The organism is Arthrobacter sp. AG367 (assembly GCF_007828995.1).
In the GTDB taxonomy this organism is placed as follows: Bacteria; Actinomycetota; Actinomycetes; order Actinomycetales; family Micrococcaceae; genus Arthrobacter.
Genome location: NZ_VIVE01000006.1, coordinates 34,720 through 52,338, shown reverse-complemented (window position 1 = coordinate 52,338; position 17,619 = coordinate 34,720). Strand labels below are relative to the sequence as shown.

14 protein-coding genes and 1 tRNA gene are annotated in these 17,619 nt (G+C 65.6%); 9 read left to right on the top strand and 6 right to left on the bottom strand.

Annotation, left to right across the window (positions count from 1 at the left end):
• The first annotated feature begins 17 nt into the window (after window positions 1–17).
• The 5 genes from FB478_RS15380 to FB478_RS15360 all read left to right on the top strand — a co-directional run bounded on the left by FB478_RS15380 (window position 18) and on the right by FB478_RS15360 (window position 7,228).
• The gene (locus FB478_RS15380; RefSeq protein ID WP_144601054.1) at window positions 18–2,339 is read left to right on the top strand and encodes a transglycosylase domain-containing protein; all 2,322 of its coding nucleotides are present in this window, start codon (window positions 18–20) and stop codon (window positions 2,337–2,339) included.
• A gap of 6 nt (window positions 2,340–2,345) precedes the next feature.
• Window positions 2,346–3,290 carry a metallophosphoesterase gene (locus tag FB478_RS15375; protein WP_144601053.1) on the top strand — a complete coding sequence of 315 codons (945 nt, stop codon included), beginning with the start codon at window positions 2,346–2,348 and terminating at the stop codon, window positions 3,288–3,290.
• A gap of 136 nt (window positions 3,291–3,426) precedes the next feature.
• Window positions 3,427–5,235 (top strand): ABC transporter ATP-binding protein, encoded by a 1,809-nt coding sequence (locus FB478_RS15370; RefSeq protein ID WP_144601052.1) that lies wholly within the window; start codon window positions 3,427–3,429, stop codon window positions 5,233–5,235.
• Complete coding sequence (locus FB478_RS15365) at window positions 5,232–7,058, top strand: ABC transporter ATP-binding protein (protein ID WP_056392561.1); 1,827 nt, start codon at window positions 5,232–5,234, stop codon at window positions 7,056–7,058. Before FB478_RS15370 ends, FB478_RS15365 begins: the two co-directional genes overlap by 4 nt.
• 93 nt (window positions 7,059–7,151) lie before the next feature.
• A tRNA-Pro gene (locus FB478_RS15360) sits at window positions 7,152–7,228 on the top strand.
• Window positions 7,229–7,365: 137 nt separating this feature from the next.
• Here FB478_RS15360 and FB478_RS15355 read toward each other — a convergent pair.
• A complete protein-coding gene (locus FB478_RS15355; protein WP_018768987.1) occupies window positions 7,366–7,584 on the bottom strand; it encodes a hypothetical protein in 219 nt (72 codons plus the stop codon).
• A 128-nt stretch (window positions 7,585–7,712) separates the two neighbouring features.
• On the opposite strand from FB478_RS15355, the gene FB478_RS15350 reads away from it, so the two are divergent.
• Entirely contained in the window at window positions 7,713–8,981 is a 1,269-nt protein-coding gene (locus tag FB478_RS15350) for a helix-turn-helix domain-containing protein (RefSeq protein WP_144601051.1), read from the top strand.
• Window positions 8,982–9,029: 48 nt separating this feature from the next.
• Here the strand turns inward: FB478_RS15350 and FB478_RS15345 are convergent, their stop codons facing one another.
• A complete protein-coding gene (locus FB478_RS15345; RefSeq protein ID WP_144601050.1) occupies window positions 9,030–9,968 on the bottom strand; it encodes a phosphoribosylaminoimidazolesuccinocarboxamide synthase in 939 nt (312 codons plus the stop codon).
• Window position 9,969: 1 nt separating this feature from the next.
• Complete coding sequence (gene purD / locus FB478_RS15340; protein WP_144601120.1) at window positions 9,970–11,286, bottom strand: phosphoribosylamine--glycine ligase; 1,317 nt, start codon at window positions 11,284–11,286, stop codon at window positions 9,970–9,972.
• Window positions 11,287–11,381: 95 nt separating this feature from the next.
• Between purD and FB478_RS15335 the strand changes: the two genes are divergently transcribed.
• From FB478_RS15335 to FB478_RS15325, 3 genes are read left to right on the top strand one after another with little or no spacing between them, the layout of a single operon-like run.
• Window positions 11,382–12,968 (top strand): molybdopterin-dependent oxidoreductase, encoded by a 1,587-nt coding sequence (locus FB478_RS15335; RefSeq protein ID WP_144601049.1) that lies wholly within the window; start codon window positions 11,382–11,384, stop codon window positions 12,966–12,968.
• A 53-nt stretch (window positions 12,969–13,021) separates the two neighbouring features.
• Window positions 13,022–14,038 (top strand): asparaginase, encoded by a 1,017-nt coding sequence (locus FB478_RS15330; protein WP_144601048.1) that lies wholly within the window; start codon window positions 13,022–13,024, stop codon window positions 14,036–14,038.
• A gap of 40 nt (window positions 14,039–14,078) precedes the next feature.
• Window positions 14,079–14,456 (top strand): sterol carrier family protein, encoded by a 378-nt coding sequence (locus tag FB478_RS15325; protein ID WP_144601047.1) that lies wholly within the window; start codon window positions 14,079–14,081, stop codon window positions 14,454–14,456.
• Window positions 14,457–14,496: 40 nt separating this feature from the next.
• Here FB478_RS15325 and FB478_RS15320 read toward each other — a convergent pair whose 3' ends face one another.
• Genes FB478_RS15320 through FB478_RS15310 form a run of 3 tightly spaced genes read right to left on the bottom strand, consistent with a single transcriptional unit; the run spans window position 14,497 to window position 17,611 of the window.
• The gene (locus tag FB478_RS15320; RefSeq protein ID WP_144601046.1) at window positions 14,497–15,258 is read right to left on the bottom strand and encodes an SDR family oxidoreductase; all 762 of its coding nucleotides are present in this window, start codon (window positions 15,256–15,258) and stop codon (window positions 14,497–14,499) included.
• 13 nt (window positions 15,259–15,271) lie between these two features.
• Window positions 15,272–16,015, bottom strand: a complete 744-nt coding sequence (locus tag FB478_RS15315) for an aspartate/glutamate racemase family protein (protein ID WP_144601045.1) — start codon at window positions 16,013–16,015, stop codon at window positions 15,272–15,274.
• Window positions 16,016–16,042: 27 nt separating this feature from the next.
• Window positions 16,043–17,611, bottom strand: a complete 1,569-nt coding sequence (locus tag FB478_RS15310; RefSeq protein WP_144601044.1) for an NCS1 family nucleobase:cation symporter-1 — start codon at window positions 17,609–17,611, stop codon at window positions 16,043–16,045.
• Window positions 17,612–17,619: the final 8 nt, after the last annotated feature.

Genomic DNA, 17,619 nt, shown 5'->3' with positions numbered 1-17,619 from the left:
CCGGTAAAGTGGAAAACATGGCGACTCGCAAGAACCCCTTATTCGACACTGCCACCACACTGGGTAAGATCCTTCTTTTCCTTGGTGTGAGCGCAATTTGCGGTGTCCTCGTGGCAGGCCTCCTGGTGCCTGCCGCGGCCGTCTCCGGCAGCGCGGCAAGCGGTTCCATCGACTTTTTCGATTCCCTTCCGGCGGAGCTGAAGGTAGATCCCCCCAGCCAGACCACCCGGATCCTGGCTGCCGACGGCAGCGAGATCGCCAGCGTCTATACCGAGAACCGCACCAAGGTTCCGCTGGACCAGATTTCACCGAACATGAAGAACGCCATCCTCGCCGTCGAGGACAGCAGGTTCTATGACCACGGCGGCGTGGACACCACCGGCATCCTCCGCGCGCTGGTCAGCACCATCCGAGGCAACAAGCAGGGTGCCTCCACCATCACGCAGCAGTACGTCAACAACGTTCTCAACGCCAACCTCGCCGCCGCCGGCGAGGAGGACCAGATCAAGCTGAACGGCGTCAACAAGGGTGTTGGTGACAAGCTCCGCGAGATGAAGCTCGCCATCGCCCTGGAGAAGGAGTTCAGCAAGGACCAGATCCTTGAGGGCTACCTGAACATCGTGTTCTTCAACCGTGATGCATATGGCATCGAGGCCGCTTCCAGGTACTTCTTCAGCACCACCGCCAAGGACCTGACGCTCCCCCAGGCAGCGCTGCTGGCCGGCCTGGTGAACAGCCCCTCCGCCTTTGACCCCATCATCAATCCCGACAAGTCAAAGCAGCGCAGGGACCTGGTGCTGGGACTGATGCTTGACCAGAAGAAGATCACCCAGGCGGAACACGACGCGGCCGTCGCCACCCCGGTGGAGCCCAAGGTGACCCAGCCCAAGCAGGGCTGCGCCTACGCGGCCTCGGCCCCGTACTTCTGCGACTACATCCTGCACCTGCTGGAGAACAACCCTGCCTACGGCGCGGACGTCAAGGAGCGCCAGCGGCTGATCTACGGCGGCGGGCTGACCATCACCACCACACTGGACCCCAAGGCCCAGGCCACGGCCCAGGAGCAGGCCAATGCCGCCGCCGGCGCCAACCCCGACAAGTGGGGCGCCTCCATGGTGTCGGTGCAGCCGGGTACGGGCAAGATCATCTCAATGGCCCAGAACACCACATTCCTGCCCGGCCAGGGCTTCGATTCCCAGCTCAACTTCAACGTGGACAAGCTGGATAAGGACGGCAACGACCTCAACGGCATGGGCGGCGCCCAGCCCGGGTCCACCATGAAGCCGTTCACCTTTGCCGAGTGGCTCAACGAGGGCAAGTCCATGAACACCATGGTCAACGCGGCCCAGCGCGTCTACCCGATCGGCTATCCGTGGCGCAACACCTGCGGCAAGGTTCAGGGTGCCTACAGCACGGCGCAGAAGAACGCGGGCCTGGACGCGGCTGACGACCTCCAGAACGCCGAGCCCCAGTGGTACAAGCCGCTGTCGGTCCTGGAGGGCCTTTACAACTCGATCAACACGGTGACGTTTGCGTCCGCGGCACAGCTGGACTTCTGCGGCATCCAGAAGATCGCTGATGCGGTGGGACTGCACAGCGGCCTGCCCTCAGCGGACGGCAGCGAGCCGAACCCCAAGGTGAACATGATGACGCTGGGCAACCTGCTGGGGTCCACGCAGACCTCTCCGCTGACCATGGCCAGCGCGTTTGCCACCTTCGCTAACGACGGCAAGTACTGCGAGCCCATCGCCATCACCTCGGTGACGGACGCCACCGGCAAGCAGCTCCCGGCACAGTCCAGCAGCTGCCGTGACGCCATCAAACCGGAGGTTGCACGCGGCGTGAACTACGCGCTCCAGGAAGTGCTGAACAGGGGCTCCGGTTCGCTGATCCAGCCCCGGATTTCCACCAAGACCAGCTTCCCCATTGGTGCCAAGACCGGTACGTCCAACAACAACGGCTCCACCTGGGTTGTTGGGCACACCACCGGCCTGGCAACGGCCGCGTGGTTCGGCGACCCGCTGGGAGCACAGGACCGTGCAGGGCAGAACATCACGGTCAACGGCAAGTTCTATAAAGGCATCGATGGTTACATGATCGCCGGTCCCATGTTCTCCAACTACATGGCGAAGATCGCCCCGGCATACGGCACCAACCCGTTCCCGGCACCGCCGAGCAACATGGTCAACGGAACAACCACTACCTCGCCTGGAAGGACCACCCCGCAGGCCACCCAGGCTCCCGTACCGTCCACGCCGGCAACGCAGGCGCCCGCCACCCAGGCGCCGGCCCCCGCCCCCACCAGCAATGGCAACGGGAATGGAAAGGGCAACGGCTAAGCACGCATGAGCATCGACAGCCTGGCAGGCCGCGCCCGCGCAATCGGGCGCGGCTTTGCCGTCACTGCAGGCGCCGGGGCCGCGGCCGGAATGGCAGCCTTCGGCTACGGCTTGTGGGAGAAGAACCAGTTCGTCCTCCGGGAGGAAACCCTGGCCATCCTCCCTCCCGGCCGCGGCCCGTTCCGCATCCTGCACCTGAGCGACATCCACTTCGTGCCGGGGCAGCGGAAGAAGGCCGACTGGCTAAGGTCCCTGGCGGACCTCCGGCCGGACCTGGTGGTGAACACCGGCGACAACCTCAGCCACGTGAAGGCTGTGGACCCGCTGCTGGATGCCCTGAAACCGCTGCTGCAGTTCCCCGGCGTCTTTGTCCCCGGGTCCAACGACTACTTCGCGCCCAGCCCAAAGAACCCTGCGTCCTACCTGCTGGGGCCGTCCAAGGCGAAGCCCAAGCCGGTTGCCCTCGACTGGCCGCGCCTGCGGTCCGGCTTCGGCATGAGCGGCTGGGTGGACCTGACCAATCGCCACCAGTCATTGGTCCTCAACAGCATGCGCTTCGATTTCTCCGGCGTCGACGACCCGCACCTGAACCGGGAACGGTACGCCGGCTGGCCCCGTGGAACGGTCAGCCAGGATGCCAAGGACCACCTCAGGATCGCGGTCATCCATGCACCGTACCAGCGGGTCCTGGACCACTTCACCGAAAGCGGCGCGGACCTCCTGCTGGCCGGCCACACACACGGCGGCCAGCTGTGCATCCCCGGGTATGGCGCCCTCGTGGCCAACTGCGACCTCCCCACTTGGCGGGCGAAGGGCCTCAACGACTGGACAAGCAACGGAAGCACGACGCCGGTCAACGTGTCCGGCGGCATCGGCACCTCACGCTTCGCCCCGGTAAGGATCGCCTGCAAACCCGAGGCCGTCCTGCTGACCCTTACCTCCCCCAACTGAACCGAAAGCATTACGGTCTGCAATGACTGGGCAAGCAGCCGGCCAGCACCGCAAATCCCTGTGAACCGCCTCACGCCAATGGCATAGGGTAGTTGCTAGAGGAAACTACATTCGTTTTAGAGCTTGAGAAGCGGGCATGGCCAAGCAGACTCCATTTTTCCGATCCATCAGCCGTCTTTATCCGCACGTCCGGCCCATCATCCCCAGGCTCCTGCTGGGACTTCTGTGCGCCCTGCTCGCCAGCGTCGTGGCGCTGACCATCCCCCAGGTGCTGCGGGTCCTGGTCAATACCGCGCTGCAGCCAGGGGCCACGCCGGAGGCGGTCTGGGTGTCGGCTGCCGTCATCCTGGTCCTGGGCATCGCTGAAGCCGGACTGGTGGCGCTGCGCCGGCAGTTCGTCATCAACCCCGCCACCACCGTGGAGACCCGCATGCGGGTGTCCCTCTACAACCATCTGCAGGACCTGACCGTCTCCTTCCACGACCGGTGGGGATCCGGCCAATTGCTGTCCCGGGCCATGACGGACCTGAACTTCCTGCGCCGCTGGATGGCTTTTGGCGCCATCATGCTGGTGGTCACCACCCTGACGGTGATCATCGGCGTCGTGGCCATGTTCGCCATGAGCTGGCAGCTGGCCCTGATCTTCCTGGCCGCCGCCGTTCCCATCACCATCAACAGCTTCCGGTTCCGCACCCGGTTCAGCAAGGTGGCGCGGCGAAGCCAGGACCAGGCCGGCGACCTTGCCACCACCGTGGAGGAATCGGTCCACGGCATCCGCGTGCTCAAGGCCTTCGGACGCAGCCGGGAAGCCCTGGAAAACTTCAACGAGCAGGCAGAAGGCCTGCGCCAGACAGAGATCGAGAAGGCACGCCACCAGGCAACGTTCACCATGGTGGTCACCCTGCTTCCTGAACTCGCCCTGGGAGCCGGCCTGGTGGTCGGGGTCATGCTGTGCGCCAGCGGCCAGTTGAGCATCGGCTCCCTGGTGGCGTTCTTCGCCACCGCGGCAGTCATCGCCTCCCCCGTGGAATTCTCCGGCATGCTGCTGGCCATGGCACTCACCGCCAAGACCGCCGTCGACCGCCACTACGACGTGATGGACACGCAAAACACCATCACCAGTCCCGCCCAGCCCCGCCGGCCGGCTGAGCTGGCCGGGGCACTGCGCTTCAACAACGCAACCTTCGCCTTCGAGGACGCCCCGGACAAGCCCATCCTCAAGGACATCAACCTGGACATCCGGCCCGGCGAAACCATGGCCCTGGTGGGCATCACCGGCAGCGGCAAGAGTGCGCTGATCCAGCTGGTGCCGCGCCTGTACGACGTCACCGGCGGCGCCATCACCATCGACGGCGTCGACATCCGGGACTTCGGCGTGGAGGAGCTGCGCCGGATCGTGGGGGTGGCCTTCGAGGACACCACGCTCTTTTCCAATTCCGTGCGGGACAACGTCCTGCTCGGCGCCCCGGCCCGCACAGAGGAGGTCCTGGACGAGGCCCTCGATGTGGCGCAGGCGCACTTCGCCTATTCCCTGCCCGGGGGTGTGGACACGTTGATCGGCGAGGAAGGCCTGAGCCTGTCCGGCGGCCAGCGGCAACGGATCGCCCTGGCACGTGCCATCGCCGCCCGTCCGCGGATCCTGGTCCTGGACGACCCGCTGTCAGCCCTGGACGTCCACACCGAGGAGCTGGTGGAGGCCCGCCTCCGCGAGGTCCTGAAGGACACCACCACCCTGATCGTGGCCCACCGGCCGTCCACGGTGGCCCTCGCGGACCGGGTGGCCCTGCTGGAAGACGGCCGCATCGCCGCCGTCGGAACGCATACCGAACTGCTGGCCCATAACCAGCACTACCGCTACGTCATCGCCAGCCTGGACCGGGAGCCGCGGGACCTGGACTCTGAACTGTCGGCACTTGAAGACAATGCTGGGGAAGTGTCCCGATGAGCACTGCAACGTTCGGCACCGCCAATGAAGACAATGCCCACCTCAGCAAGAGCGACAGCCGGGCAGTACGACGGCGGTCACTTGCCCTGCTGCGATCGCTGATCCGTCCCGTGCGGGCGCGGTTCTGGCTGACCATCGCCATGGTGGTCCTGTCCCAGGCCGCGCGGGTGGCCGGCCCGGCACTGATCGCGTTCGGGATCGACCATGCCCTTCCCGCCCTCCAGGCCGGCAACAACGCCCCCTTGGTGTTCACCGGCGTCGGCTACCTTCTGGCAGCCATTGCGACGGCGGGACTCACCGCCCTGTACGTCACCTCCACGGCGCGGCTCAGCCAGGCGATGCTGCTGGACCTCAGGGTGCGCGTCTTCCGGCACACGCAGCGGCTCAGCCTGGAGTTCCACGAGAAATACACCTCCGGCAGGATCATCGCCCGGCAGACCTCAGACCTTGAAGCACTGCGCGAACTCCTCGACTCGGGGGTCAGTTCACTGGCTTCGGGAATGCTCTTCATGGCCTTCACCGCCGTCACCATCTTTGCCCTGGACTGGCGGAGCGGTTTGCTGGTGCTGGCCGCCGGCGTGCCGATGTTCTTCCTTTCGCGCTGGTACCAGAAGCACTCGCAGATTGCCTTCAGGGAGTCCCGCGTGGTCTCCGCCCGGCTGATCGTGCATTTCGTGGAGACCATGACCGGCATCCGCGCCGTCAAGGCCTTCCGCAAGGAGAAGGAGAACTCGGAGCGCTACGGGAAACTCGCCGAGGACTACCGCCTGGTCACAGTCCGCTCCATCAACCTCAACGGCATCTTCCAACCGGGACTGGTGCTGATTGGCAACGTCTGCGTTGCCGTGGTCCTGCTCTTCGGCGGATTCCGGGTGCTGGACGGCGGCCTGGCAGTGGGCGTACTCCTGGCCCTCATCCTGTCCACCAAGCGGTTCTTCCAGCCGGTGGACCAGATGGCCATGTTCTACAACTCATTCCAGAGCGCGCAGGCAGCACTGGAGAAGGTGTCCGGACTGCTCGAAGAGGTTCCCACGGTCCGGCCACCCAGGAACCCGGTGGCCCTGCCCAGCGCCACGGGACGCATCGACTTCAACGGCGTCGAGTTCCGCTATGGCGACGGTCCGTTGGTGGTGCCGCGCCTGGACCTGCACATCCCGGCCGGACAGACAGTGGCGCTGGTGGGACAAACGGGCGCTGGAAAATCCACCCTGGCCAAACTCATCGCCCGGTTCTACGACGTCACCTCCGGAACGCTCACCCTGGACGGCGTGGACCTCCGCGACCTGGCCACCACCGACCTCCGCCGGAACATCGTCATGGTCACCCAGGAGGCCTTCCTGTTCAGCGGCTCGGTGGCGGACAACATCGCCCTGGGCCGGCCGGAGGCATCACGCGCCGAAATCGAAGAGGCCGCCAAGGCAGTTGGCGCCCACGAATTCATCCTTGAACTTCCCGAGGGCTACGACACCGACGTCAACAAGCGCGGCGGCAGGGTCTCCTCCGGCCAGCGGCAGCTGATCAGCTTTGCCAGGGCGTTCCTGGCGCAGCCGGCCGTGCTGATCCTGGACGAGGCAACCTCCTCACTGGACATCCCGTCCGAACGCCTGGTGCAGGCCGGACTGGCCCGCCTGCTGGCCGGCACGGAAGCCAGACGCCGGACGGCGTTGATCATCGCCCACCGCTTGTCCACGGTGGAGACGGCGGACCGTGTCCTGGTGGTGCACGACGGGCGGATCGTGGAGGACGGCACGCCGGAGGAACTGATCGGGGGCGGCGGACGCTTCGCCGACCTGCATGGGGCGTGGAAGGACTCCCTGGTCTGACCCGCGTCCCGCCCCGGACCGGGCTGGACCGGGCTGGATTTCGCATCGGGACCCGGAATCGGCTATCCTTGTAAAGTTGCTTTTGCAGCGGATCGGGATGTAGCGCAGCTTGGTAGCGCGCTTCGTTCGGGACGAAGAGGTCGCAGGTTCAAATCCTGTCATCCCGACCATAACGAAAAGAGGGTCTCCTTGCGGAGGCCCTCTTTTTTGTCTCGATGTGGTCACGGCCCGGCACCCCGGGGTTAAAACGAGTGGCCCCGGAGCTGTTGCTCCGGGGCCACTCCCGCCTCCTGTGTGAGGAAGCTGTTTAAGCGGGATCAGGCCAGTTGCCCACGTACGTTGTGTAGGTAGTATCGGTCTTCTTGTCCTTCTTCACCTTTGCTGAGGCGGGATCAGGCCAGTTACCAACAGCTACCGACACACCCGAATTATCGGCGACGGAACCTGAAGCCAGGACGGCCGGAGCCGCCGCAGAAAAAGCCAGGGCCCCAGCCAGGACGGCCGCGGTTGCGATCTTCTTCAACATATAAGTTCCTCAATACGAGTCGGATTCGTTACAAAGCCAGCACTGTCCTTGTTGACACACATTGTAAAATATTTTCCACAGGGACTGTCAAGCATTCGGCAGCCCAAGTGTCCAAAAGGAGGAAACGCGTGGGCAACGGGTTCGGAGAAAAGCTCCGCGCGGAGCGCCTGGAGCGTGGACTGACACAGGCCGAACTGGGCAAGGACCTGTATTCACCCAGCTACATTTCGCTGCTGGAAACCGGCCGCCGGGAGCCGACAGCCGAAGTAATTGAAGAATTGGCACGCAGATTGGAACTGGCACCCAAGGCGCTGGAGGCTTGGAGCCAGCCAATTTCCGTGAGCGACGCCGAGTACGTGCTGGCAGGCCTCTATGCCCGCCAGGCGTGGGACCTTCGTGATTATCCACTGGCGGCAAGCCACGCTGCCACGGCCGCAAAGATTGCCCTCGAGGGGCGGAACACCAGCGCCTGGTGGAACATGACCTATATGCAGGCCGAATGCCTCATCAAGCAGGGAAACTGGCGCGAAGCCCAGAAGATCATGGAGCATTTGCTGGAGCATCCCATGGCCAGGGAATCGGCAGGCCTTGCCGTACGGGCACACCAGATGCTGGCGGGTATCTACCAGGGACAAGGCCAGCTGAGCCTTGCCGTGGACCAGGGGATCCAGGCAGTGGACCTCTGCAGGCAGCTTCCCAAGGGATCCACCCTGATCATCAACGCCCATCACGCGCTGATCGGGGCGCTTGCAGAAAGCGGGCGGCTCGACGAGGCCTGGAAGTATTGCCAGGCCATGATCGACCACGTGGATGAGCTTTCCATGACGCAGCTCGCCGGCGAGGTGGCCTGGGTTGTGGGGAACGTTGCGTTCATGCGGCATGACTACACGGAAGGCGTCAAACACCATGAGCGGGCAGCACGCCTGCTCTCCCCCGCCAATGACATCGAACTGTGGGCCCGGTTCAACAAGGCCTCCGCAGCCGTCCGGCTTTCCTCGGGCATCGTGGAGCCGGAGACCCTGTCGGCAATCGAACGTGCCGAACTGGCCTTGTCGATTGTGGGTGGGAACAAGTCCGATCAGCTGGAGGTCGCCTTCATCCGTGCCCGCTGGCTGTACCTGACCGGGGACATTGTGGCCGCCGTCGAAAAGCTGCGGGAAATCCACGCCGAACGCGCGGAGCTCGCCACGCACACCGCGGGTGAAGTTTCCCTCCTCCTGGGCAAGTCCCTCAAGGCCGCGGGTGATACGGACGAAGCACTGGTGCATCTCGAGGAAGCCCAAAAGGCCTTCGCCACTGCCGGCGCCCAGGACCGGGTTCAACAGGCGCTGGACGCGATCCTCGAGATTAAGCTGGCGCAGAAACGCGCCGCCGCTGCGGCTGCGAAAGCCAGCTGACCAGGCCAGGTAAACCCGCAGTGCGGGCTTACCTGGCTTCCGGTTGTTCTAGGAGAACGCCTTCCCCGTGATCTTCTCGTATGCTTCGACGTAGCGGCTGCGGGTCCGTTCCACTACTTCAGCGGGGAGCGCCGGCGGCGGCGTGTCCGAGGCCTTGTCCCAGCCGGACTCCGCCGATGTCAGCCAGTCCCGCACATACTGTTTGTCGTAGGACGGCTGGGCCTGGCCCGGCTTGTAGGTGGCAGCGTCCCAGAAACGCGAGGAATCCGGGGTCAGCACCTCGTCGCCCAGGGTGATCGACCCGGAGGCTGCGTCGTAGCCGAACTCCACCTTGGTGTCCGCCAGGATGATGCCGCGCTCCCGGGCGATCTTTTCCGCCGTCGTGTAAATCTTCAGCGTCAACTCACTGAGGCGGCCCGCGATGTCGTCGCCCACCAGCGCCACTACGGCGTCGTAGGTGATGTTCTCATCGTGCTCCCCGATCAGCGCTTTGGCCGACGGCGTGAAGATGGCGTGCTCCAGCCGGGATCCGTCCACCAGCCCTTCCGGCAGCGGGATGTTGCATACGGTTCCGGAGGCCTTGTACTCCTGCAGGCCGGAGCCCGTGAGGTAGCCGCGTGCGATGCATTCCACCGGGAACATGTCCAGCTTCTTGCAGATCATGGCCCGGCCTTCAACCTCGGCCGGGACGCCGTCCTCCACCGTGGAGCCGAGCACATGGTGTTCCACGCCCAACTGGTCGAACCACCAGAGGCTCAGTTGCGTGAGGATGCGTCCCTTGTCCGGGATTTCGCTGGACAGCACATGGTCAAAGGCGCTGATGCGGTCGCTGGCCACCACCAGTACGCAGTCCTGCCCAACGCGCTGCGGGATGGATTCGTCGGCGGGCTCATAGAGGTCGCGTACCTTGCCGGAGTAGACGTGGGTCCAGCCGGGAAGATCCAGTGTTTTGGTGGCGTAGCCGCGGTTCTCTCGGTTTTCAGTCATGTCAGGCCTTTGCTTTCACGATGGGCATCGAACCGGTGGCGCCGTAAGGAACCTTGATCTCGCCACGGGCGGCTTTGCGGGCGATGTCGGTGCGGAACTGCGCCCCGTCCAGCTGGACCAGCTCCACGCCGTCGTACGCTTTCTCGCGCGCCTCCACCAGGTCACTGCCCAGGGCGACAACCGCCAGGACACGGCCGCCGGCGGACACCACCTTGCCTTCCTTGTCCAGGGTGGTTCCGGCGTGGATAACGTGCACGCCGTCGAGCGCTTCCACTTTCTTGAGGCCACGGATCCGGTCACCGGTGCGGGGCGTGTCCGGGTAGTTTTCGGAGGCAATGACGACGGCGACGGCGGCCTCCTTGGACCACCGCAGCTCCTCAGCCTTGTCCAGTTCGCCCTTGGCGGCGGCCATCAGCAGCGCACCGAGGGGGGTCTTGAGCCGGGCGAGGACGGCCTGGGTTTCCGGGTCGCCGAAGCGGACGTTGAACTCGATCACGCGGGTGCCGCGTGACGTGAGGGCCAGGCCGACGAACAGCACGCCGACGAAAGGGGTGCCGCGGCGGGCCATCTCGTTGACGGTGGGCTGGGCCACGCGTTCAAGGACTTCCTGCACCAGTCCCTCGGGGGCCCACTCAAGCGGGGTATAGGCACCCATGCCGCCGGTGTTGGGCCCTTCGTCGTTGTCGAAGATGCGCTTGAAGTCCTGGGCGGGCGAGAGCGCCACCGTGTTCTGCCCGTCGCAGAGCACAAAGAGGGAAACCTCCGGGCCGTCCAGGAACTCCTCGATGACCACGGAGCCGCCGGCGTCGAAGCAGGACTGGGCATGTGCCAAAGCTTCATCGCGGTTGCGGGTGACAACAACACCCTTGCCCGCGGCGAGTCCATCGTCCTTCACCACGTAGGGGGCGCCGAAGGTGTCCAGTGCCGATGCTGCTTCCTCGGCGTTGGTGGCCACCATGGCCATCGCCGTGGGGACGCCGGCTTCCGCCATGACCTCCTTGGCGAAGGCCTTTGAGGCCTCCAGCTGGGCTGCTGCCTTGCTGGGTCCGAAGACGGGGATCCCGGCTTCGCGGACGGCGTCCGATACGCCTGCGGCCAGCGGAGCTTCCGGGCCCACCACCACGAGGTCTACACCGAGCCGTGCGGCCAGCCCGGCGACGGCGTCGGGATCGTTGCCGTTGATGTCGTAGGTGGGAACCAGTTTGCTGATGCCGGCATTGCCAGGTGCCGCGTGGACCTCGGACACGTTGGGGTCGGCGAGCAGGGAGCGGACAATGGCGTGTTCGCGGCCTCCGGGGCCAATGACGAGTACCTTCACAGTGTCCAAGGGTACTTTGTGCACCCTCCCCGCTCCTAAGCTGTGTCCTCCCCCGCCTGGTCAATCCGGAGTCCCGCCCGCTCCGAACCATACATATGACAAAGCTGCGAAACAGGATGACAGGCGCCGGAACCATGGCCGCGTTGGCAGGCGTGGTGGCAGCCGCCGTCGTACTTGCCGTTGCGGAGCTGATTGGCGCATTTTTTACCGCCCGCGCCACCCCCCTCTTTGCCCTGGGGTCAACCTTCATCGACTTCACGCCGCCGTGGCTCAAGGACTTTGCGATCGCCACGTTCGGCACCAACGACAAGACAGCGCTATTCGTGGGCATGGGCCTGACCATTGCGGTGCTCGCCTGCATCCTGGGCGTGGTGGCCTACCGGAAATGGGCCCTCGGCGTCCTGGGTGTACTTTTCATGGGGGCCGTGATCGTGGCCAGCGTGGTGACCCGCGCCGGCGTGGGGCCCGCCGACGCCATCCCTTCGGTGCTGGGAACCCTGGCCGGACTGGTGGTCCTGCACCGCCTGATGGTGCCGCTGTGGGGGCTGAAGGCGTGGCCGGAAGCACCGGCGGATACAGCGTCCGACGGCGGCGAACGGCCTGGGGGCGAAGGCACCAGCCGCCGGCGCTTCTTCGCCACTGCCGGAGTCACGGCCGTAGCCGCGGGCATCGCCGCCACCGGTGGGCGGCTGCTGGCTGCGGCGCGCAGCAATGTGGCCCAGGCCCGTGAAGCGTTGAGCCTGCCAACGCCGGCGAAAGCTGCAGCCGCCGTACCGGCCGGGGTCCAGTCCACGGTCCCCGGCGTCCCGCCGTGGCTGACGCCCAACGGCGAGTTCTACCGGATCGATACGGCTTTGAGCGTGCCGGAAATCAACGTTGACGACTGGGAACTGCGCGTTCACGGGCTGGTGGAGCAGGAAGTGACGCTCACCTTCCAGGACCTGCTCGACGCCGAGCTCATCGAATCCCACGTCACGCTCACCTGCGTGTCCAATCCAGTGGGCGGCAACCTCGCCGGAAACGCCAAGTGGCTGGGCCTGCCCATCCGTGAGGTGCTGGCGCGCGCCAAGCCCAAAGACGGAGCAGACATGGTGCTGTCAAAGTCCATCGACGGCTTCAGCGCTTCCACTCCCCTTGAGGTTCTGCAGGATGACAGGGACGCCATGCTGGCCATCGGCATGAACGGTGAGCCGCTTCCGCTGGAGCACGGCTACCCCGTGCGGATGGTGGTCCCCGGACTGTACGGGTTTGTGTCCGCCACCAAATGGGTGGTGGACCTGGAGGTCACCCGTTTCGCGGACAGCAAGGCCTACTGGACCGAGCGCGGCTGGTCCGAGCGCGGCCCCATCAAGACGATGGCCCGCGTGGACGTGCCCAAGTCCTTCGCGAAGGTGCCGGCCGGGAAAGTCGCGGTGGGCGGCACCGCATGGGCCCAAACTCGCGGCATCAGCAAAGTGGAAATCCAGATCGACAACGGCGGGTGGGCGGAAGCCACCCTCTCCGCCGAAGCGTCCACCGTTACCTGGCGCCAGTGGTCCTATGAGTGGGACGCCACGCCCGGCCCCCACTACATCAAGGTACGGGCAACCGACGGGACCGGGGCGGTCCAAACCGACCAGCGCGCAGATCCCGTGCCTGACGGTGCGTCGGGCTGGCAGTCGATAATGGTCACCGTGCAGTAGGCCGCAGCCCGGAGTGCCCGGGCTTCTGCGGGGCTGGCCCATAGACTGGCAGTATGCCGCATAATCCGCATGCCACCTTCACTGTTGACTCCGCCGTCGAACTGGCCGTGATCGAACGCAGCGGCTTTGTGGAGTCGCGGCACATCGGTTCCGCCGTGCTCCTGTCCGCCGACGGCTCAGTGGTCACCGAACTCGGAGACATCAACACGCCCATCTTCGCGCGGTCCACGCTCAAGCCGTTCCAGGCATTGGCCGCCATGCAGTCCGGCGTTCCGCTGCGGGGCGCCCAGGTGGCCATTGCCTGCGGAAGCCACACGGGCTCCCTGGACCACATGGACGTGGTGGCGGGCATGCTCAAGGCCGCCGGAGTCCGTGAAGACCAGCTGCAGTGCCCCGAGGCCTGGCCGCAGGATGAAACGGCCCGGAACTGGCTGGTGCGCTCCGAAAAGGGCAAGTCGCGGCTGGCGTACAACTGCTCCGGAAAGCACGCCGCTTTCCTGTGGGCCTGCACGGAAAACGGGTGGGACACGCACAGCTACCTGGAGCCGAACCACCCGCTGCAGCAGCGCGTGCGCACCGTCGTGGAGGAATACACGGGTGAGAAGATCGCCCACCTGGGGATCGACGGCTGCGGCGCCCCCGTGGCGGCTGTCTCCCTGAAAGGCCTGGCCAGGGCTTACTCCCAGCTCGCCAAGGCTCCCGGGGACCAGAGCTTCAGCGCCAGGGCCGCCACCATCGCCACTTCGATGCTCGATTACCCCTGGGCGGTACAGGGCCGTGGCGAGGCCAACACCCTGGTGATGGACGAGCTGGAGATCATCGCCAAGATCGGGGCAGAGGGGGTGCTGGCCATGGCCACTCCGCAGGGCGTGTCCGTGGCCGTCAAGATCCTGGACGGAAACATCAGGGCCACCTTGCTGGTGGCCCTGACGCTGCTCGCCGCGGCGGGGGCCGTGGAGATCCCGGGAGTTGCCAGCGCCCTGGAGCAGGTGGTGGAACCGGTGATGGGCGGCGGACGGCCGGTAGGGAAGATCCGCCTGGGCCCTGCTGTTTCCGCCCTCCTGGACTGATGCCCCTTCCCACACCAGACATCAAAGGAAGGCTGACCGCATGGCCGTAGCCCGCCGTCGTATTGACGTCCAGCAAGGCGAAGCAGCCCTGAACGCATGGCTGGAAGCTGCCCAGCCGTCGTCGGACGTTCCCTTGCCGCGAACCGTCCTGGCCACTGCCGTCAGGTACTCGCTGGAGGAGCTGACGGCGCGTGCACCGGGAAACTCCGTGGAGGTGCGCGTCCCGCCGTTCGGCGTCACCCAGTGCGTTGAGGGCCCGCGGCATACGCGCGGCACCCCGCCCAACGTGATTGAGTGCGACGCCGCCACCTGGCTTGCGATGGTGACGGGACAGATGGAGTGGGCCGACGCAGTCAGCGCCGGAAAGGTGGCCGCGTCCGGGCTGCGCGCGGACCTGTCAGCCCTGCTGCCCCTCTAGCCCCTCCGGCCCTTCGCGCTGCTCCGGCCCGGCAGAAGCCTTAGCCGCGGCCGATGAAGGGCATGCCCGCAGCGGTGACCACTACTGACCCCACGCTGGCCGAGGCCGGCATGTTGGCCATCATCAGTACTGCGCGGGCCGCGTCCGCCACCGGAAACATGGGCTCCACCTTGCGGCTGCCGTCTGCCTGCAGGGCCCCCGAGCCGACGCCGATGGTGTCCATGATGTCGGTGGCGGTGTTGCCGATGTCGATCTGCCCGCAGGTGATGCCGTAGCCCCGGCCGTCCAGTTCGATGCTCCTGGTCAGGCCTGTCATGGCGTGCTTGGTGACCGTATAGGCCACCGTCCGCGGCCGCGGTGAATGCGCCGAGATGGAGCCGTTGTTGATGATCCGGCCGCCCTGGGGTTCCTGCGATTTCATGGTCCTTACCGCCGCGGCGGCGCACAGCACGGACCCGGTGAGGTTCACGGCAAGGGTGGCGTTCCAGTCTTCCAGGCTGATCTCATCCACCCCGGCGGCGGGACCGAACACGCCGGCATTGTTGAACAGGACGTCCACCCGCCCCCACTTCCGGCGCGCTGCCTCGAAAAGCCGTTCGACGTCGTCGCGCCGGGTGACGTCGCACGGCACCACCAGGGCCTCCGCGTGGCCGTCCGCCGTTTCAGCAAGTTGGGCCTCGCGGCGGCCGGCCAGCACCACGCGGTAGCCGTCGGCCAGCATCTGCCGGGCAACCTCCCGGCCAATGCCGGAGCCGGCCCCGGTCACTACGGCGACGCGTGCTGTGGGAAGGGAAGTGGTCATGCGGTCTCCTGGCCTAAAACTGCGCCGGCACGGCCGGCTTGTTCAGCGGCCAGCCTATGACGGTCTTGGGACGCGGCGCAGCGAAGGTCCGCACCTTGGAGGTGGAAAGGCCCATCCGGACCAGCGATTCGGCGATGGTTACGGCCGAGGCCACACCGTCCACCACGGGAACGCCTGCCCGTTGCCGGATCTGTTCGTCCAGCCCCGCCATCCCGCCGCAGCCAAGGACAATCACCTCGGCCTTGTCCTCAGTGACGGCCAGCATGGCCTGGTTGATGATTGCCTCAACGGCGCGTTCCGGTTCCTCCTCGAGTTCCAGGACCGCCATTCCGCTGGCACGGACGGAAGCACATCTTGCGTCCAGGCCGGCCAGCTTCAGCCGGTCCTCGATGAGGGGAACCGTCTTGTCCAGCGTGGTGACCACCGAGTACTTATGGCCCAGGAACATGGCTGTGCCGGCGGCAGCCTCGGTGATGTCGACCACCGGCACGTCCAGCAGTTCCTGGAGCCCTTCCCTCCCGTGCTCGCCGTAGCCGGCCTGGATGACGGCGTCAAACGTTCCCGGGAAGGAGGTGACGGCGTCCATCACGGCGATGGCAGCCAGGTAGCTTTCGAAGTTGCCTTCGCAGGAGTCCGCGCCGAACCTCGGGGTGATTCCCACGATTTCCGTGCCGGGAGCGGCAACACTGCGTGCCGAGGCCGCGATGGAGTCAGTCATTGATTGCGTGGTGTTTACGTTGGCGACAAGTATGCGCATTGGGTAGGTCCTTGGCTTGTGACTGGCTCAGTGGGTACTGACGACGGCGATGGCTTCCCCGTCGTGGTCGTCCAGCCTTTGGTTGCGGTCGGCGATGAAGAAGTACAGTGCCGCCGCAATGCCCGCTGCGAAGAACCAGGCGAAGGGTGCCGCGGCAGCCAGTGCCGGTACGAAGGCGATCAGCAGGGCAAGGACGGCGGCCGGAACCATGGCGATGATCGCCCGGGGGTTGACGCCCTTCCTGTAGAAGTACGCGCCCTCCGGTGATGCCGTGTAGAGCTCGGGGACGTTGACCTTGCCACGGCGGATCAGCCAGTAGTCAGCCATGACGACGCCGAACAGTGGGCCGAGCAAGGCACCGAGGCCGCCCAGGAAGTACACGATGACCAGCGGGTTGTTGTATAGGTTCCAGGGCAGGATGACCAGGCCGATGGTGGCGGAGACCATTGCTGCCTTGCGGAAGTTCAACCGCCGGGGGAACAGGTTGGTCAGGGCGTAGACAGGGGCGACGAAGTTGGCCATGAGGTTCACTGCGATGGTCAGGATCAGCAGGGCAAGGCACGCAAGGACCAGGAAGAGCGTGCTGGGGATGGTCTGGACGATATCCGAGGGGCTCTTGATGATGGTCCCGTTGATTTTGAACTGGCCACCGGCCATGACCACCACGATGGCGCCGAACACGAGCATGTTGATGGGGATGCCCCAGAAGTTTCCGCGGACCACGGCCTTCTTTGAGACGGCTGAGCGGGTGAAATCGCAGAAGTTCAGGACGAAGGTGCCGTAGATCGAAACCCAGAGGGCGCCGCCGGCGAAGATCGTGAGCCACATTTCCGGCCCTTCCAGGGCCTTGTTGGAGGTCCAGGCGATGCTTCCGCCGGCTTCCACGAAGATCCAGACAGCCATTGCGGCCATGGTGGCCAGGATGACGGGGCCGGCGAAGGCCTCGTATTTGCGGATCATCTCCATGCCGAAGCTGACGATGACCAGCTGGACCACCCAGAGGGCCACGAATGCCATCCACCCCAGCGTGGACAGCCCCAGGAGGGAGTCCTGGTCCAGGTCGTGGAGGCCCGGGAACATGGCCACGAGCATGACGCGGAAGACAACGGACGCCAGGTACGTCTGAATGCCGAACCAGGCCACGGCCACCGCGCCGCGGAGGAGGCTGGCGATCTGGGCGCCCCTGATGCCGAAGCTGATGCGGCTCATGACCGGGAAGGGGACGCCGGTCTTCACCCCCATGAAGCCGGAAAGGGTAAGGAGGCCGAACAGCAGCGCGGCACCAATGCCGAGTGCCATCAGGATCTGCCACCCGCCCAGCCCCAAAGCGAACAGCCCGATGGCGAAGGCGTAGTTGCCCAGGCTGTGCACGTCATTGGCCCACAGGGTGAAGATGCTGTAGCTCGTCCAGCTGCGGCCCGTGCGTTTGGTGGGGGCAAGGTCTGCATTGTAGAGGGAAGGGCTGATGCTCTTGCCGGAAGCCGCGCTGGCCGATTCGCACAGGGCTTCGACACTGCCGGCCGGGTGGACCGGCCCGGCTGACGGCGCTGTCAGGTCCAGGTCCGCGTCAACGCCCGCCGATGGAGGGGTCTGCATAGGGGTCT

What these genes read in the sequence shown, in the direction of transcription:
- FB478_RS15380 (WP_144601054.1), top strand. Translation starts at nt 18, where the DNA reads ATGGCGACTCGCAAGAACCCCTTATTCGACACTGCCACCACACTGGGT.
- FB478_RS15375 (WP_144601053.1), top strand. Translation starts at nt 2,346, where the DNA reads ATGAGCATCGACAGCCTGGCAGGCCGCGCCCGCGCAATCGGGCGCGGC.
- FB478_RS15370 (WP_144601052.1), top strand. Translation starts at nt 3,427, where the DNA reads ATGGCCAAGCAGACTCCATTTTTCCGATCCATCAGCCGTCTTTATCCG.
- FB478_RS15365 (WP_056392561.1), top strand. Translation starts at nt 5,232, where the DNA reads ATGAGCACTGCAACGTTCGGCACCGCCAATGAAGACAATGCCCACCTC.
- FB478_RS15355 (WP_018768987.1), bottom strand. Translation starts at nt 7,584, where the DNA reads ATGTTGAAGAAGATCGCAACCGCGGCCGTCCTGGCTGGGGCCCTGGCT.
- FB478_RS15345 (WP_144601050.1), bottom strand. Translation starts at nt 9,968, where the DNA reads ATGACTGAAAACCGAGAGAACCGCGGCTACGCCACCAAAACACTGGAT.
- FB478_RS15335 (WP_144601049.1), top strand. Translation starts at nt 11,382, where the DNA reads ATGACAAAGCTGCGAAACAGGATGACAGGCGCCGGAACCATGGCCGCG.
- FB478_RS15330 (WP_144601048.1), top strand. Translation starts at nt 13,022, where the DNA reads ATGCCGCATAATCCGCATGCCACCTTCACTGTTGACTCCGCCGTCGAA.
- FB478_RS15325 (WP_144601047.1), top strand. Translation starts at nt 14,079, where the DNA reads ATGGCCGTAGCCCGCCGTCGTATTGACGTCCAGCAAGGCGAAGCAGCC.
- FB478_RS15320 (WP_144601046.1), bottom strand. Translation starts at nt 15,258, where the DNA reads ATGACCACTTCCCTTCCCACAGCACGCGTCGCCGTAGTGACCGGGGCC.
- FB478_RS15315 (WP_144601045.1), bottom strand. Translation starts at nt 16,015, where the DNA reads ATGCGCATACTTGTCGCCAACGTAAACACCACGCAATCAATGACTGAC.
- FB478_RS15310 (WP_144601044.1), bottom strand. Translation starts at nt 17,611, where the DNA reads ATGCAGACCCCTCCATCGGCGGGCGTTGACGCGGACCTGGACCTGACA.